This window comes from Aminobacter anthyllidis (assembly GCF_018555685.1).
GTDB lineage: Bacteria > Pseudomonadota > Alphaproteobacteria > Rhizobiales > Rhizobiaceae > Aminobacter > Aminobacter anthyllidis.
The window spans coordinates 320,000-334,906 of record NZ_JAFLWW010000004.1 but is presented as its reverse complement, the minus strand read 5'-3'; the positions used below and the strand labels follow the sequence as shown (position 1 = coordinate 334,906).

Below are 14,907 nucleotides of genomic sequence, written 5' to 3'. Positions count from 1 at the left end.
AGAGGGAGGCGTCTTCGTCGCATCCTAAACCCCAGCCAGCGAAAGCGTCCCCTTGTCCATCGCACTGCTCCTCGAGCAACTTCTCAACGGGCTGCAGCTCGGGGTGATGCTGTTCCTCATGGCCGCCGGCCTGACGCTGATCTTCGGCGTCATGGGCCTGATCAACCTCGCCCATGGCTCGCTCTACATGGTCGGCGCCTTCGCCTGCGCGGCGGTTGCGGCTGCCACCGGCTCGTTCTGGATCGGACTGGCGGCGAGTCTCGTTGCGGCGGCGGCGGCCGGCGCGATCATCGAAGTGACCGTCATACGCCGCCTCTATGACCGCGACCATCTCGACCAGGTGCTGGCGACATTCGCGCTGATCCTGATCTTCTCCGAAGGCACGCGCTGGATGTTCGGCTCGTTTCCGCTTTATCTCGACATCCCGCCGCTGCTGCAGGGAGCAGTGCCCCTGCCAGGCGGTGGCCAGTACCAGCTCTACCGTCTCGCCATCATCGGCGTCGGTGTCGTGGTAGCACTGGGCCTGTATGTGCTGATCTCGCGCACGCGGCTCGGCATGCGTATCCGTGCCGGCGAGTCCGACCGCGAGATGATCGCCGCACTCGGCGTCGATATCCGTACCCTCTACACCGTCGTCTTCGCACTTGGCGCCGCGCTGGCCGGCCTTGCCGGCGCGCTTGTCGGCGCACTGCAGTCGGTTCAAGTCGGCATGGGCGAACCGGCGCTCATCCTTGCCTTCGTCGTCATCGTCATCGGCGGCATCGGCTCGATCAAGGGCGCGCTGTTCGGCGCCGTCCTCGTCGGCGTCGTCGACACGATGGGGCGTTTCCTGCTGCCCAAGGTCCTGGCCCTGATGATCCCCGCCGCCCAGGCCGGCCCGATCGGTGCCGCGCTTGCCTCCATGCTGATCTACATCGTCATGGCCCTGATCCTCGCTTTCAGGCCGAGCGGCCTGTTTGCGACGCAGTCGTGAGTGCCGCCGCCATGACCAATGCACCCCTCATGACCCGCGAAACCGTCATCAACACTCTGCTGGCGCTTCTCTTGCTGGCGATCCCGCTTGGGGCGTCCGCCATGGGCGAGCCGTTCTACATTACGCTCGCGACGCGCATCGCCATCCTGGCGCTCGCTGCTGTCGGCCTCAACATCGCGCTAGGGCTCGGCGGGCTGGTGTCGTTTGGACACGCCGCCTTCTTCGGCCTCGGCGGCTATGCCGCCGGCATCCTCGCCACCCATGCCTTCGACGGTGTGCCACTCTTCGCCGGCATCCCGGGCACGGCATCGATGCCGATCATCTGGCTTGTCGCGGTCGTGGTCTGCGGCCTGATCGCATTGCCGATCGGCGCCATCAGCCTGCGCACAACGGGCGTCTACTTCATCATGATCACGCTCGCCTTCGCGCAGATGATCTACTACTTCGCCGTGTCGTGGCCGGCCTATGGCGGCGAGGACGGGCTTTCGATCTATGTTCGCAACGAATTCCCCGGCGTGAATACTGCCCAGCCGCTGTCCTATTTCCTGATCTGCTATGTGGTGCTGATGGCAGCACTCGGGCTGTTCTGGCTGCTGCGCGGCTCGCGCTTCGGCGCGGCCCTGCAGGCAGCGCGGCAGAACGCGACGCGCCTAGCCGCAGTCGGCATCGCGCCGTTCAACGTCAGGCTTGTTGCATTCGCCGTCTCGGCCATGGTCACCGGGCTCGCCGGCGCGCTGTTCGCCGACCTCAACAAGTTCGTCAGCCCATCGATGCTGTCCTGGCATATGTCAGGCGAGCTGATCGTGCTCATCATCCTTGGCGGCAAGGGACGGCTGTTCGGCCCCGTCGCTGGCGCCATGCTCTACGTGCTGATCGAATATGCGCTTGGCGGCATAACCGAGCGCTGGCAGTTCTTCCTTGGCCTGATCCTGCTCGGCGTGGTGCTGTTCGCGCGCGGTGGGCTGCTGGGCCTGCTGGCCGGAAAGGCGCGTCATGGCTGAGCCAGTTCTCGAAATCCGCGATCTCAAAAAGACCTTCGGCGCACTGAAGGCCACCGACGGCGTAAGCCTCGATCTGAGACCTGGCGAGGTCCACGCGCTGATCGGCCCCAATGGCGCCGGCAAAAGCACACTGATCCATCAGATCTCCGGCTCGTTCCGGCCCGACAGCGGCACCATCCGCTTCCTCGGCCAGGACATTGCCGGGCTCGACATGGCCGCACGCGCCCGTCTCGGCCTCGGCCGCAGCTTCCAGATCTCGTCGCTGGCGCAGGAGTTTTCCGCCCTGCGCAACGTCATGCTTGCGGTACAGGCACGCCAGGGCACGAGCTTCCGCTTCTTCCGTCCCGTGATGAACGACAAGAGCCTGACCGAACCGGCAATGGCGATGCTGGAGCGCGTCGGCCTCGCCGGACGCGCCCACCTGCCCGCCGCCGAGCTGTCGCATGGCGAACGCCGCCAGCTCGAAATCGCGATTGCGCTGGCGCTCGGCTCAAAGGCGTTCCTGTTCGACGAGCCGATGGCCGGCATGGGTCCCGAGGGCTCGAAGGCGCTGACCAAGTTCCTCGACGGCCTGCGCCATGAAGCGCCGATCCTGCTGGTCGAGCACGACATGGATGCCGTCTTCGCGCTCGCCGACCGCATCTCGGTGCTGGTCTATGGCCGCGTCATTGCCACCGGCACTGTCGACCAGATCCGCAACGACCCCGAAGTCCGCCGGGCCTATCTCGGAGAAGCCGCGTGAGCCTGCTCGAACTCAAAGGCGTCGAAACCTTCTACGGCGCGTCGCAGGCGCTGTTCGGCGTCTCGCTTGACGTAAGAGAGGGCGAAGTCGTGGCGCTCATGGGCCGCAACGGCATGGGCAAGACGACGACGATCAATTCGATACTTGGCCTGGCGAAACCGCGCTCGGGCGCGATCAGCTTTGGCGGCCGCCAGGTTGCCGGCATGCGCCCGCATCGGATCGCCCGCCTCGGCCTCGGCCTGGTGCCGGAGGGCAGGCGCTGCTTTCCCAATCTGACGGTGCTGGAGAACCTGCTTGCCGCGGCTCGCGGCAACGAGTGGACCTTGGAAAAAGTGGTCGAGCTGTTTCCGCGCCTCGGCGAACGCCGCGACCAGTACGCCAACACGCTTTCGGGCGGCGAGCAGCAGATGCTGGCCATCGGTCGCGCGCTGATGACCAATCCAAGCCTGCTCATTCTGGACGAGGCGACCGAGGGCCTTGCACCGGTCATCCGCCAGGACATCTGGGCGGCGATCCGCAAGCTCAAGGCATCAGGCCAGTCCATCCTCGTCGTCGACAAGACGCTGTCGGAGCTTCTGCCGGTGGCAGATCGGTGCTTCGTGCTGGAGAAGGGCGTGACGGTTTTCGAGGGAACGCCGGACCGGCTGACGCCTGACATCCAGAACCGCTATCTCGGCGTATGAAAAAGGGCGGCAATTGCCGCCCTTTTCGTTTCCATTTGACCTGAGATCAGGTCACCGCCGACTTGACGGCGAAACGGGCTTCCTTCCAGGCGCCAGTCCGCATGATGTCTTCGAGGATCTCGACCGCCTGCCAGACGTCCTTGAAGCCGACATAGAGCGGCGTAAAGCCGAAGCGCACCGTAGCTGGTGCACGGAAGTCGCCGATAACACCGCGCGCAATCAGTGCCTGCATGATGGCATAGGCGTTGTCGTGCTCGAACGACACCTGGCTGCCGCGCTTGGTGCCGTCGCGCGGGCTTTCCAGCTTGAGGCCGTAGGCGCCGCACTTTGCTTCGACCAGCTGGATGAACAGGTCGGTCAGGGCGATGCTCTTCTTGCGCAGCGCCGCCATGTCGACGTCCTCCCAGTCATCGAGCGCGCCCTTGAGCGCCCGCATGGTCAGGATCGGCTGGGTGCCGCACAGGAACCGGCGGATGCCGGCGTCCGCCGCATAACCCTGCTCGAAGGCGAACGGCCTGGCATGGCCCCACCAGCCGCTCAAAGGCTGGCTGACGTCGGCGAGATGGCGGGTTGCAGCGTAGATGAAGGCCGGCGCGCCCGGGCCACCATTGATGTATTTGTAGGTGCAGCCGACGGCGAAATCGACATTGGCGCCGTCGAGGTCGACCGGCAGGGCGCCTGCCGTGTGGCAGAGGTCCCAGACGATCAAGGCACCGGCGGCTTGCGCCTTCTTCGTCAGCGCCGCCATGTCGCGCAGCTCGCCCGACTTGTAGTTGACGTGGTTGACCAGAACCACCGCAACCTTGTCGTCGATCAGCTCTTCGATGCTGGGCGCGTCGACGCCTTCTAGCCGCAGCACGGCACCAGCCCGTGTCGAGGCCACACCCTCCGCCATGTAGAGATCGGTCGGGAAGCTGTTGCCCTCGGCAACGATGACCGAACGGTCCGGCCGCATTGCGAGTGCTGCGTGCAGCACCTTGTAGATGTTGCTCGAGGTGGTGTCGCAGACAACCGTCTGGCCAGGTGCGGCACCAATCAGGCGGCCAATGCGGTCGCCCAGCTCTGTCGGCATGTCGAACCAGCCGGCGGTGTTCCAGGCGCGGATCAGGTCCTGCGCCCACTCCTTGGACGCGGCCGCCTGGAGTTCGCTGAAGGCGGCGTGCGAAGCGGCCCCCAGCGAATTGCCGTCGAGATAGATCACTCCCTCCGGCAGGATGAAGCGATCACGCATCGAACGCAGCGGATCGACAGCGTCCATCGCCTCGACAGCGACGAGATCGGGAATTGCAGTCATGATGCGGGCTATCCTTGCTTATTCGCGGATGGTTTCGCGTGCTTGCGCCGGTCCCCGGCTGCGACGCAGGCTCGGAAGAGCAAGCATGGCAAGCACGAACAGGCCGGTGGCGAGCTTCAGGTCGGGGGGCGGCATGCCGGCGGCGAGACAGAACGACACCAGCTGGTAGTAGACAACCGCACCGACGAACGGGGCGGCGAGCTGGCGCAGCACTGTCTGCTTGCCGACGATGGCTTCGCCGATCATTAACGCGGCAAGGCCGTTGATCAGGATGCCAAGGCCCATATTGACGTCGGCAAACCCTTGGCTCTGAACCATCAGAGCACCGCTGGTCGCCGAAAACGCGCTGGCAAGGCCGACGCCGCCGATTGTGGCGACCCAGACATTGATGCCTTGTGCTTCGGCCATATCAGGATTGGCGCCGACAGCGCGGATCGCGGTGCCCTTCTCGGTCTTGAAGAACATGTTAAGCAGGATGAAGACGATCGCCCCGATCAACCCCGCCACGATGATCTTGGCGACCGGGAAGCCCGGCTGGACGAACGGCGCCCAGTCGAAAACGGTGGGCGCGCCGAAGACTGAGAGGTTCGACTTACCCATGATGCGCAGGTTGATGCTGTACAGCATCGTCATCAGCAGGATGCCGGCGAGCAGCGTATGGATGCGGAACCGCAGGTGGATGAAGGCGGTGCAGCAGCCTGCGAGGAAGCCGGCGATGATTGCCACGGCAATTGCCGTGAGCGGCGAGGCACCGCTTGCCAGAAGCACGCCGCAGACGCAGCCGCCGAGCGGGAATGCGCCCTCGCTGGTGAGGTCAGGGAAGTTGAGTGTGCGGAACGGAATCATGATTCCGAGCACGACGAATGCCAGGATCAGGCTCTGCGCCAGGGTGACGGGAATGAGCGAGACGAAGCTCGTGAAAACGGTCTGGATAAAGTCCATGATGATCAGCTCGCCAGCAACATGCGGTCGGTTTTCACGGAGAAATGGCCGATCAGGTCGACAACAGTGACCTTGGCCTTTTCCTCGCCGGAGATTTCGAGCCGAAGCTTGCCGGCGTCCAGCATGATGACGCTGTGACCGAAATCGACGGCATGTTGCATGTTGTGGGTCACCATCAAGGTGGTGAGCTTCAGTGCTTCGACGGCACGCACGGTCGCCTTCATGACGATGTCGGCAGTGCGCGGATCAAGGGCTGCGGTATGCTCGTCGAGCAAGAGCAGATCCGGCGAGCCGCCAACGGCCATGATCAGCGACAGCGACTGCCGCTGGCCGCCCGAAAGCAGTTCGACGCGGGTGTCGAGGCGGTTCTCGAGGCCAAGGCCAAGGAGTTCAAGCCGCTCCTTGTAGGTGGCAAGGCGAGTGGCATTGAGGCCCTGGCGCAAGGTGCGCTTCTTGCTCCGCAGATCGGCCAGCAGCATGTTTTCGGCGACCGTCATCGAGGCGGCGGTGCCTTTCATCGGGTCCTGGAAGACACGCGCGAGGCGGATCGCACGCTTGTGGACGGGCATGTCCGTCACATCGTCGCCATTGATGAGGACCTGGCCGGAATCGAGCACCAGCGCGCCTGAAATGGCATTGAGCATGCTGCTCTTGCCGGCACCGTTGGAGCCGATGACGACGCCGAATTCACCGGTGGCAAGCTTGAGGTTGAGGCCGTCCAGCGCGACTTTCTCGTCGGCCTGACCTTTGTAGAAAACTTTACGTGCAGATCGGATTTCGAGCATCCGTCCCTCCCGGAAAAGGTAACGGCGTCCAAGACGCCGTTACCTGTTTTGACGAAGCTGAAGATTACTCGACGATGCAGCCGCAATCAGCCAGCGAAGCCGGGATTTCGATGCCGAATGCCGCCATCGCCTTCTTCGAGATCATCGCGGCGTGGTCCTCATAGGCCGGGCGCGAAGGCGCGATGGTCTTGGGGTCCTTGCCCTTCAGGATTTCGGCGGCGATCTTGCCAGCGTTGATGCCGACCTGCTCGTAGTTCACCGCGAAGCTTGCCGGCACGACGCCGTCACGCACGGCATTGTCGTCGGCATTGACGACCGGAATGCCGGCCTGGCGCGCTGCCGCCGAGACGGCCGGGATCGCCGGCTGGATCAGGTTCGAAGTCGGGCCGTAGATCACGTCGACCTTGCCAGCCAGCGAAGCGATGCGCTGCTGGATGTCGTTGACATTGTCGATACCGACTTCGACGACTTCGAAGCCTGCGGCAGGTGCCGCTTCCTTGATCTTCTCGACCAGGGCGACGTCGTTGGCTTCACCTGGATTGTAAGGCACGCCGAAACGCTTGGCGTTTGGCAAAAGCTTCTTGGTGAATTCCATCACCGCCTTGACGTCCTGGAGATCGGTGGCGCCGGTCATGCCTTCGTCGCCGGCTTCCCACGACGGAACCAGCTTGGCGGCGACCGGGTCGGTCACTGCGGAGAAGACGATGGAAATGCCTGAGCCGGCGAGCGCCTTCTTGGCGATCTGCGACACAGGGGTGGTGACGGTGTAGATCAGCTTGGGCTGTTCAGCCTGCAGCTTGGCGATCATCTGGGGAACCAGCGACGCATCAAAATTGGTGTGGCTCTCAGTGTAGACGACGTCCTTGCCGTCGACATAGCCATTGTCAGCCAGCGCCTTCTTGAAGCCGGCGACGGCTGCGTTGAGCTGCGGATGTTCACCGAAATTGGCAATGCCGATCTTGATCGGATCAGCGACGGCGGCACCGAGGCTGACGGCGAGAGCGCCAGCCAGAACCAGACCCGACATCAGACCGGACTTCAAATTTCTCATCTATTCCTCCCAGATTTGACAAGCGCCGCTCACGGAACGACGGCATGGGGTAATCATGAGCAGTCCGAAGGGGTCTGTCAAACATTATATATAATTCTTGCCACATGCGCCCATGATATATAATTTTGCGGCAGACAGGAACGGATAGCGATGCAGGACGACGAGCACTCGACCAAGACGGAAGCGGCATACCGGCTGCTGCGGCGCGATATCCTGACCACCCGGCTGATGCCAGGCGCGCCGCTGAAGCTGAGCGCGCTGCGCACTGCCTATGGCGTCGGCTGGACCCCCCTGCGCGAGGCGCTGTCGCGGCTGGAGGCCGAGCGGCTGGTGACAGCGATCTCCAATCGCGGTTTCACCGTGGCCTCCGTTTCGCGCCAGGAACTGGAAGACCTGGCGAGAGCCAGGATGGTGGTCGAACTGCCGCTTCTGCTGGAATCGATCGAAAAGGGCGGCAGCGACTGGGAAGAGGCTGTCGTGACAGCGCATTATCGCTTGTCGCGCTGCAAGACCGCAGTCGAGGATCCTTCCGACTCCTCCGTCGATGACTGGGACGAAAAGCACGAAGCGTTCCATTCGGCGCTCCTGAGCGCCGCGACGTCGAACTGGCTGCTGCGCTTCCGTTCGACGATCTCCGACCAGTTGCGCCGCCACCATCGTTTTCTCGGTCTGGCGCCAACGCTTCGAGCGGCCGAAGGCCAGAAGCAAGGCTACGAAGAAGCGATGGCCGCACTGGGCGAAGCACAGTCGATCGGACCGCACACCTCCCTTATGGAGGCCGCGCTCGACCGCGATCTCGACAAGGCGAAAGCGCTGATGATCGACCACATCGGCTACACGCTGCATGTCTATGTCCACACCGAGGACTACAGCGGCAACAAGCATGCCGCGCGCGCCGGCAGCCTGCGATCGAAATCGGCTGCCGAATGACCGCTCCCTACCGCCCGACACTGGACGAGATCGCCGCTGCCCGCGCCCGGATCGCGCCGTATGTTCCGCGCACGCCGCTTGTCCGCCTCGACCTCGGCCTGCCCGACCGGCAGATCTTCCTCAAGCTTGAAACGCTGTCGCCGATCGGCGCTTTCAAGCTGAGGCCGGCGCTCAACGCGCTTCTGTCTCGTGATGCCGATGCGCTCGCCAATGGCGTCGCCACCACAAGCTCCGGCAACATGGCCTATGGCATGGCCTGGGCCGCTAACAAGTTGGGCGTGCCGATGGCGGCCTACATGTATTCCGGTGCCCCGCAGACCAAGATATCAGGCGTGCGCCGCCTCGGCGGGGATGTCCGCTTCATCTCCATGGAGACATGGTGGCAGTACATCATCGGCGCTGACCGGCCCGATTTTCCAGAACTGCTGATCAATCCGGTCACCGATCAGGCGGTGCTATCAGGCAACGGCTCGATCGGCATGGAAATCATCGAAGACCTGCCCGATGTCGACGTGGTGCTCACGCCTTTTGGCGGCGGCAGCATGACCACTGGTGTCGCCAGCGCTGTGAAGGCACTGCGGCCCGATACGAAGGTCTTTGCCGTCGAGGACGAGAACGCGGCGCCAGTGACGGCCGCACTTGCGGCCGGTCGCATCGTCGACATCGAGACGCGCCCTTCTTTCATCAAAAGCATCGGCGGCCCGTCGCTGGTGCCGCAACTCTGGCCGGTGGCACGCGAGTTGATCGGCGGTGCCGTCACAGTCAGCCTCGACCAGGTGACCGCCGCGATGCGGCTGTTGTTCGGCAAATCCAAGGTGGTGGCAGAGGGTGCGGGCGCCGCCTCGCTGGCCGCCGCTCTTGCCAGTGAGCATGCCACCGGCAATGTCGTCTGCGTTGTTTCGGGCGGCAACATCGACGCCGAAGACTATTCGACGGTCCTGACGGGTGGCATCCCGGACGCCTGAACCTTTCAAGCTTGTACTATCACGCGAAACGGCACTACAAATGCCCGGTCGGATCGGCTTGTTCTCCGATCCACGTGGCGAGGAAGACCAGATAGCAGATGGATGAGCGCAAGGAAGCGGCGAATGCCGGCGGATGGGTGGACGGCGAGACGAAGGTGCTGGAAGCACCCGCCGACCACGGCACCGAACTGCGCCTGTGGTTGCGCCTGCTTACCTGTTCGACGCTGGTTGAAACAGAGGTGCGCCGGCGCCTGCGCGAAGAGTTCGATTCCACCCTGCCCCGCTTCGACCTGATGGCGCAGCTCGAACGCGCGCCCGACGGCATGGTGCTGGGCGAAGTGTCCAAGCGCATGATGGTGTCGCCCGGTAACATCACCGTGTTGGTTGAGCGCCTCGCCGAGAGCGGCCACATCAGCCGCACCACCTCGTCCACCGACCGCCGCGTCCAGATCATCGCGCTGACGCCCTTCGGTCGCGCCGAGTTCGAGAAGATGGCTGCGGCGCACGCCGAATGGATCGCCGATCTGTTTGGCACGCTGACGGCCAAGGACGGCGGGATCCTGCTCGATGAACTTGGCAAGCTGAAACGCTCGATCGTCGCGTCGCTCGCCAAGGGTGCCTAGTCGCGCGCTACGCGCGAAATCGGGCGCGATAGTCGCTGGGCGTCAGGCCGACGATGCGGGCAAAGACCTTGCGGAACGCGCCGGGATCGCCGTAGCCTACCTCCCACGCCACCTTGTCGACCGACTGCGTGGTGAACTGCAGCAATTCTCGCGCCTTGCCGACGCGCAGGCGCTGGCCATACTCGGTTGTCGTCAGGCCAGTCGCTTTCTGGAAGCGGCGCAGGAAGGTGCGCTCCTCCAGGCCCGCCAACGATGCCAGCACATTGAGGTTCAGCTCCCTGCCTTCGCCCGCCTGCAGCCAGTGCTGCACCTTGAGGATGGCCGCATCGCCATGGCTGAGCCGCGGCGCGAAGGCGCTGTAGTAGCGCTGTTCGCGCCCGGGCGGATCGAGCGCCAGAATCCGGGCCGTCTCGATCATCACGGTCGGCCCGAGGAAGCGGTCGACCAGCCTGAGGCCAAGATCGGTCCAGGCCATCAGGCTGCCGGCCGTGATGATGTCGCCATCGTCGATGAGCAGCCTGTCGGTATCGAGCTTCGCTGCAGGGAAGCGTACCCTGAACGCCTCGTCATAGACCCAGTTCGTTGTCACCGAGCGCCCGGCCAGCAACCCGGTTTCGCCAAGCACGAAGGCACCGGCGCAGACCGATGCCAGCACGCTGCCGGCACCGTGGCGCTCGCGCAGCCAGCCGGCGAGAGCAGCGACTGCCTCCCGCGAAATCGGATCGCCGAGCGCCGGCGGCACGACGTAGACCTCGGGCACACCTGAAGCATTCGGATGGCTGTCGAACACCCGTACAGGCACGCGTCCCGGATGCTCCGCCCGCCAGTGACTGGCGCGCAGCTGCTTCGCCGGCGCACCTTGGCTCTTGCGTGCGGCGGTGCGGTTGGCGAGCTCGAACAGATCGGTCATGCCGAGCACCGCCGACATCTGTGCGCCGGGGTAGAACACCAGCCCGATCTCGATGACGCCGGAATTTGCCATTTGTCGAAATCACCCCTTGTTATGTCGATATCGCCAATGGGCCGGCACCATAATCCATTGCATCTTCCGTGCAACATCCTTCCCAACAGCAAAGGCATCAGGGACATGAGCAAGCGCGCGGTTATCGCCATCGACATGCAGAACGAATATTTTCCCGGCGGCCGCATGCCACTCGTCGGCATCGAGAAGGCAACTGAAAACGCCGCCCGCGTCATCGAGTCGGCACGCGCCAAGGGCGACACCGTCATCCACGTCCGTCATGTCTCCAAGGGCGCGGACGCGCCGATCTTCGCACCCGGGACCGACGGCATCGAGATCAACGCCACTGTCGCCCCGGCCGATGGCGAGAAGGTCATCACCAAGAACTACGTCAATTCGTTCCGCGAAACCGACCTCAAGGCGACGCTGGACGCCAAGGGCATCGAGGAAGTGGTCATCGTCGGCGCGATGAGCCACATGTGCGTCGAAGGCGCCACCCGTGCCGCAGCGGATTTCGGCTACAAGGCGACCGTCGTCCATGACGCCTGCGCCACGCGGGATCTCGAATTCAACGGCAAGACCGTGGCTGCCGCTCAGGTCCACGACGCCGTCATGGCCGCGATCGCCTTCGGCTATGGCGAACTCGTGGATACCGCGACTTACCTGTCGCGTTAGTACATTCAGGCCCTATATGGCCCCGGTCGTGCGCCCGCAGACCGGGGGCCTTTTGCGCTCATTTCTAAAACAACTTTAAGCTTGAAGTTTTTTTGGAAAGCGTCCATGGTGCCTTCCATGGTCAGGGTCGGGCACGCATGTCCACTTGGCCGAACGGCTTCAGGAGGAGGACGGCATGCGCATTGTCTGTATCGGTGGCGGACCGGCCGGTCTCTACTTCGCGCTGCTGATGAAGAAGCAGCACCCCGCGCATCAGGTCACCGTCGTCGAGCGCAATCGTCCCTTCGACACCTTCGGCTGGGGTGTGGTCTTCTCCGACGCTACCATGCAGTCAATGCGCCAGTGGGACCCGCAGACGGCCGAAACCATCGAAGTCGCCTTCAACCACTGGGACGACATCGAGCTGGTGTTCAAAGGCCGCAAGATCCGCACCACCGGCCACGGCTTCGTCGGCATTGGCCGCAAGAAGATGCTCAACATCCTGCAGGAACGCTGCATCGAGCTTGGCGTCGAGCTGGTGTTCGAGACCGACGTTCAGGGCGACCAGGACTTCCCCGACGCCGACCTGATCATCTCTTCGGATGGCGTCAATTCGCGCATCCGGCACAAATACGCCGACATCTTCAAGCCCGACATGGTGATGCGGCCGAACCGCTACATCTGGCTCGGCACCGACAAGCGCTTCGACGCCTTCACCTTCGATTTCCAGCGCACCGAACACGGCTGGTTCCAGGCGCACATCTATCGTTTCGACGACAACACCTCGACCTTCATCGTCGAAACCACCGACGAGGTGTTCAAGGCGCATGGCATTGACGAGATGGACCAGGACCAGTCGATCGCGTTTTGCGAGAAGCTGTTTGCCGGCACGCTCGAGGGCCACAAGCTGATGACCAATGCGCGCCATCTGCGCGGCTCGGCATGGCTGAACTTCGGTCGCCTGATCTGCGACAAGTGGAGCCATTTCAACGGCCAAAGCCACGTCGTTTTGATGGGCGATAGCGCCCATACCGCCCATTTCGCCATCGGTTCGGGCACCAAGCTCGCCATCGACGACGCCATCGAACTGACGCGCCAGTTCGACATCATCGGCCACGACAAGGCCAGCATCCCGGCCGTGCTTTCGGCCTACGAGGACGTGCGCCGGGTCGACGTTGCACGCATCCAGAATGCGGCGCGCAACGCCATGGAGTGGTTCGAAGTCGTCGGCACGCGCTACGCCGACACGCTCGAACCTGAGCAGTTCATGTATTCGATGCTGACGCGCTCGCAGCGCATCAGCCACGAGAATTTGCGCCTGCGCGACAAGAACTGGCTCGAGGGCTTCGAACGCTGGTTCGCCGAACGTGCAGGCGTGAGCCCTGCACCCAACGGCTCGGTGCCGCCGCCGATGTTTACGCCCTTCACCATTCGCGGGCTGACGCTGAAGAACCGCATCGTCATGTCGCCGATGGCGATGTATTCGGCAACCGACGGTCTGCCCGACGACTTCCACCTCGTCCATATCGGCGCGCGCGCCATGGGCGGGGCAGCGCTTGTCTTCCCGGAGATGACCTGCGTGTCGCCGGACGCGCGCATCACGCCGGGCTGCCTCGGCCTGTGGAATGACGAGCAGGCCACGGCCTTCAGGCGCATGGTCGATTTCGTCCATAACCAGACCCAGGCCAAGATCGGCATCCAGATCGGCCATGCCGGCCGCAAGGGCGCGACCAAGCTCGCCTGGGAAGGCATTGACCAGCCGGTGGCCTCAGGCGGCTGGCCGCTGATTTCGGCGTCGGCGCTGCCCTATCTCAAGCATTCTGAAATGCCGCGCGCCATGACGCGGCAGGATATGGACCGAGTCCTGACCGACTTCGTCAGCGCCACGGAGCGCGCCCGCGACCTCGGCTTCGACATCCTCGAGCTGCACGCCGCTCACGGCTACCTGCTGTCGTCCTTCCTGTCGCCGCTGACCAATTTGCGCGACGACGAATATGGCGGCAGCCACGATAACCGCGCCCGCTATCCGCTCGAGGTGTTCCGCGCCATTCGTGCCGTCTGGCCTGAGGACAAGCCGATCTCGGTGCGCCTGTCGACTCATGATTGGTACGAAGGCGGTAACACGCCAGAGGACGCCGCGATCTTCGCCCAGATGTTCAAGGACGCCGGCGCCGACATGATCGACTGCTCGTCGGGCCAGGTGGTGAAGGAAGAGCAGCCGGTCTACGGCCGCCTGTTCCAGACGCCGTTCTCAGACAAGATCCGCAACGAGATCCAGGTGCCCACCATCGCTGTCGGTGCGATCTCGGAAGCCGATCATGCCAATTCGATCATCGCCGCCGGCCGCGCCGACCTCTGCGCTGTCGCCCGCCCGCATCTCGCCGACCCGTCCTTCGTCATGCATGAGGCGGCAAAGATCGGCTATGCCGAGCAAGCCTGGCCGAAGCAGTATCATTCGGCTCGCGGTCAGTATGTGAACAACCTGGCCCGCGCCGCGGCGACGGCACCCACGGGCAAGTCATGAGCATGGCCAAGCGTCACGCCCTCGTCACAGGCGCCGGCAGCGGCATCGGCAAGGCCATTGCACTAGCGCTGGCAGCCAACGGCCACAGCGTCAGCCTGTGCGGACGGCGTGCCGCGCCTCTGGAGGCCGTACGCGACGAGATCGCCAAGGCGGGCGGCGAGGCCTTTGTGCTTGCTGGCTTCGACGTCACCGATGCGCATTCGGTCGAGGCAGGCGTCGCCAAGGCGATTGCCCAGGCAGGCGACATCGCGGTGCTGGTCAACTGCGCCGGCGAAGCGCCGTCGGCACCATTCGACAAGACCGACCTGGCATTGTGGAACCGGGTGATCGGCATCAACCTCACCGGTACGTTCCTGGTGACACAGGCAGCATTGGCCTCGGTCAAGCGCGCCGGCAAGGGCCGCATTGTCAACGTCGCCAGCACCGCCGGCCTGACCGGCTATGCCTATGTCTCCGCCTATTGCGCATCCAAGCACGGCGTGGTCGGCATGACCCGCGCGTTGGCCCTCGAACTCGCCCGCACTGATGTGACCGTCAACGCCGTTTGCCCCGGCTTCACCGACACGCCGCTGCTCGACAATGCCGTCGAGACCATCACCGGCAAGACCGGCCGTTCGACCGAAGACGCACGCGCCACGCTCGCCCGCGCCAATCCGCAAGGGCGGCTGGTGACACCCGAGGAAGTGGCCGACGCCGTGCTCTGGCTCGCCTCGGAAAAGGCAACCGCAATTACCGGCCAGGCGATCCCGGTCGCCGGCGGCGAAGTTCTGGGAGGATGA

15 protein-coding genes are annotated in these 14,907 nt (G+C 64.0%); 10 read left to right on the top strand and 5 right to left on the bottom strand.

Features of this window, described 5'->3' with window-relative positions; translation table 11 throughout:
• Window positions 1-52: 52 nt before the first annotated feature.
• Genes J1C56_RS15445 through J1C56_RS15430 form a run of 4 tightly spaced genes read left to right on the top strand, consistent with a single transcriptional unit; the run spans window position 53 to window position 3,399 of the window.
• Window positions 53-973 carry a branched-chain amino acid ABC transporter permease gene (locus tag J1C56_RS15445; protein ID WP_214390952.1) on the top strand — a complete coding sequence of 307 codons (921 nt, stop codon included), beginning with the start codon at window positions 53-55 and terminating at the stop codon, window positions 971-973.
• A gap of 29 nt (window positions 974-1,002) precedes the next feature.
• Window positions 1,003-1,974 carry a branched-chain amino acid ABC transporter permease gene (locus J1C56_RS15440; RefSeq protein ID WP_214391245.1) on the top strand — a complete coding sequence of 324 codons (972 nt, stop codon included), beginning with the start codon at window positions 1,003-1,005 and terminating at the stop codon, window positions 1,972-1,974.
• The gene (locus tag J1C56_RS15435) at window positions 1,967-2,716 is read left to right on the top strand and encodes an ABC transporter ATP-binding protein (protein WP_214390951.1); all 750 of its coding nucleotides are present in this window, start codon (window positions 1,967-1,969) and stop codon (window positions 2,714-2,716) included. Before J1C56_RS15440 ends, J1C56_RS15435 begins: the two co-directional genes overlap by 8 nt.
• Complete coding sequence (locus J1C56_RS15430; RefSeq protein ID WP_214390950.1) at window positions 2,713-3,399, top strand: ABC transporter ATP-binding protein; 687 nt, start codon at window positions 2,713-2,715, stop codon at window positions 3,397-3,399. Before J1C56_RS15435 ends, J1C56_RS15430 begins: the two co-directional genes overlap by 4 nt.
• 46 nt (window positions 3,400-3,445) lie before the next feature.
• On the opposite strand, the gene kynU is transcribed toward J1C56_RS15430, so the two are convergent.
• From kynU to J1C56_RS15410, 4 genes are all read right to left on the bottom strand, one after another.
• On the bottom strand, window positions 3,446-4,693 hold the full coding sequence (gene kynU, locus J1C56_RS15425; protein ID WP_214390949.1) for a kynureninase: 1,248 nt from the start codon (window positions 4,691-4,693) through the stop codon (window positions 3,446-3,448).
• Window positions 4,694-4,711: 18 nt separating this feature from the next.
• Window positions 4,712-5,635 carry an ABC transporter permease gene (locus tag J1C56_RS15420; RefSeq protein WP_214390948.1) on the bottom strand — a complete coding sequence of 308 codons (924 nt, stop codon included), beginning with the start codon at window positions 5,633-5,635 and terminating at the stop codon, window positions 4,712-4,714.
• 5 nt (window positions 5,636-5,640) lie between these two features.
• Entirely contained in the window at window positions 5,641-6,420 is a 780-nt protein-coding gene (locus J1C56_RS15415; RefSeq protein WP_214390947.1) for an ABC transporter ATP-binding protein, read from the bottom strand.
• A 64-nt stretch (window positions 6,421-6,484) separates the two neighbouring features.
• Window positions 6,485-7,471, bottom strand: a complete 987-nt coding sequence (locus tag J1C56_RS15410; RefSeq protein ID WP_214390946.1) for an ABC transporter substrate-binding protein — start codon at window positions 7,469-7,471, stop codon at window positions 6,485-6,487.
• Window positions 7,472-7,621: 150 nt separating this feature from the next.
• On the opposite strand from J1C56_RS15410, the gene J1C56_RS15405 reads away from it, so the two are divergent.
• The 3 genes from J1C56_RS15405 (at window position 7,622) to J1C56_RS15395 (ending at window position 9,989) form a co-directional block, all read left to right on the top strand.
• Window positions 7,622-8,401, top strand: a complete 780-nt coding sequence (locus tag J1C56_RS15405) for a GntR family transcriptional regulator (protein WP_214390945.1) — start codon at window positions 7,622-7,624, stop codon at window positions 8,399-8,401.
• The gene (locus J1C56_RS15400) at window positions 8,398-9,366 is read left to right on the top strand and encodes a pyridoxal-phosphate dependent enzyme (protein ID WP_214390944.1); all 969 of its coding nucleotides are present in this window, start codon (window positions 8,398-8,400) and stop codon (window positions 9,364-9,366) included. The genes J1C56_RS15405 and J1C56_RS15400 overlap by 4 nt, the downstream gene beginning before the upstream one ends.
• A gap of 98 nt (window positions 9,367-9,464) precedes the next feature.
• Window positions 9,465-9,989: a MarR family winged helix-turn-helix transcriptional regulator gene (locus tag J1C56_RS15395; protein WP_214390943.1), complete on the top strand. Its 525-nt coding sequence runs from the start codon at window positions 9,465-9,467 to the stop codon at window positions 9,987-9,989.
• Window positions 9,990-9,996: 7 nt separating this feature from the next.
• Here J1C56_RS15395 and J1C56_RS15390 read toward each other — a convergent pair whose 3' ends face one another.
• A complete protein-coding gene (locus J1C56_RS15390; protein ID WP_214390942.1) occupies window positions 9,997-10,971 on the bottom strand; it encodes a GlxA family transcriptional regulator in 975 nt (324 codons plus the stop codon).
• 105 nt (window positions 10,972-11,076) lie between these two features.
• Between J1C56_RS15390 and J1C56_RS15385 the strand changes: the two genes are divergently transcribed.
• From J1C56_RS15385 to J1C56_RS15375, 3 genes are all read left to right on the top strand, one after another.
• A complete protein-coding gene (locus tag J1C56_RS15385; RefSeq protein WP_214390941.1) occupies window positions 11,077-11,625 on the top strand; it encodes a cysteine hydrolase family protein in 549 nt (182 codons plus the stop codon).
• Window positions 11,626-11,800: 175 nt separating this feature from the next.
• Window positions 11,801-14,128 carry a bifunctional salicylyl-CoA 5-hydroxylase/oxidoreductase gene (locus tag J1C56_RS15380; protein WP_214390940.1) on the top strand — a complete coding sequence of 776 codons (2,328 nt, stop codon included), beginning with the start codon at window positions 11,801-11,803 and terminating at the stop codon, window positions 14,126-14,128.
• Window positions 14,129-14,130: 2 nt separating this feature from the next.
• Window positions 14,131-14,907 (top strand): SDR family NAD(P)-dependent oxidoreductase, encoded by a 777-nt coding sequence (locus J1C56_RS15375; protein WP_214390939.1) that lies wholly within the window; start codon window positions 14,131-14,133, stop codon window positions 14,905-14,907.

Bases quoted from the DNA above. Each gene is read 5' to 3' on its own strand.
- J1C56_RS15440 (WP_214391245.1), top strand. From the start codon at position 1,003: ATGACCCGCGAAACCGTCATCAACACTCTGCTGGCGCTTCTCTTGCTG.
- J1C56_RS15435 (WP_214390951.1), top strand. From the start codon at position 1,967: ATGGCTGAGCCAGTTCTCGAAATCCGCGATCTCAAAAAGACCTTCGGC.
- kynU (WP_214390949.1), bottom strand. From the start codon at position 4,693: ATGACTGCAATTCCCGATCTCGTCGCTGTCGAGGCGATGGACGCTGTC.
- J1C56_RS15420 (WP_214390948.1), bottom strand. From the start codon at position 5,635: ATGGACTTTATCCAGACCGTTTTCACGAGCTTCGTCTCGCTCATTCCC.
- J1C56_RS15415 (WP_214390947.1), bottom strand. From the start codon at position 6,420: ATGCTCGAAATCCGATCTGCACGTAAAGTTTTCTACAAAGGTCAGGCC.
- J1C56_RS15410 (WP_214390946.1), bottom strand. From the start codon at position 7,471: ATGAGAAATTTGAAGTCCGGTCTGATGTCGGGTCTGGTTCTGGCTGGC.
- J1C56_RS15405 (WP_214390945.1), top strand. From the start codon at position 7,622: ATGCAGGACGACGAGCACTCGACCAAGACGGAAGCGGCATACCGGCTG.
- J1C56_RS15400 (WP_214390944.1), top strand. From the start codon at position 8,398: ATGACCGCTCCCTACCGCCCGACACTGGACGAGATCGCCGCTGCCCGC.
- J1C56_RS15395 (WP_214390943.1), top strand. From the start codon at position 9,465: ATGGATGAGCGCAAGGAAGCGGCGAATGCCGGCGGATGGGTGGACGGC.
- J1C56_RS15390 (WP_214390942.1), bottom strand. From the start codon at position 10,971: ATGGCAAATTCCGGCGTCATCGAGATCGGGCTGGTGTTCTACCCCGGC.
- J1C56_RS15385 (WP_214390941.1), top strand. From the start codon at position 11,077: ATGAGCAAGCGCGCGGTTATCGCCATCGACATGCAGAACGAATATTTT.
- J1C56_RS15380 (WP_214390940.1), top strand. From the start codon at position 11,801: ATGCGCATTGTCTGTATCGGTGGCGGACCGGCCGGTCTCTACTTCGCG.
- J1C56_RS15375 (WP_214390939.1), top strand. From the start codon at position 14,131: ATGGCCAAGCGTCACGCCCTCGTCACAGGCGCCGGCAGCGGCATCGGC.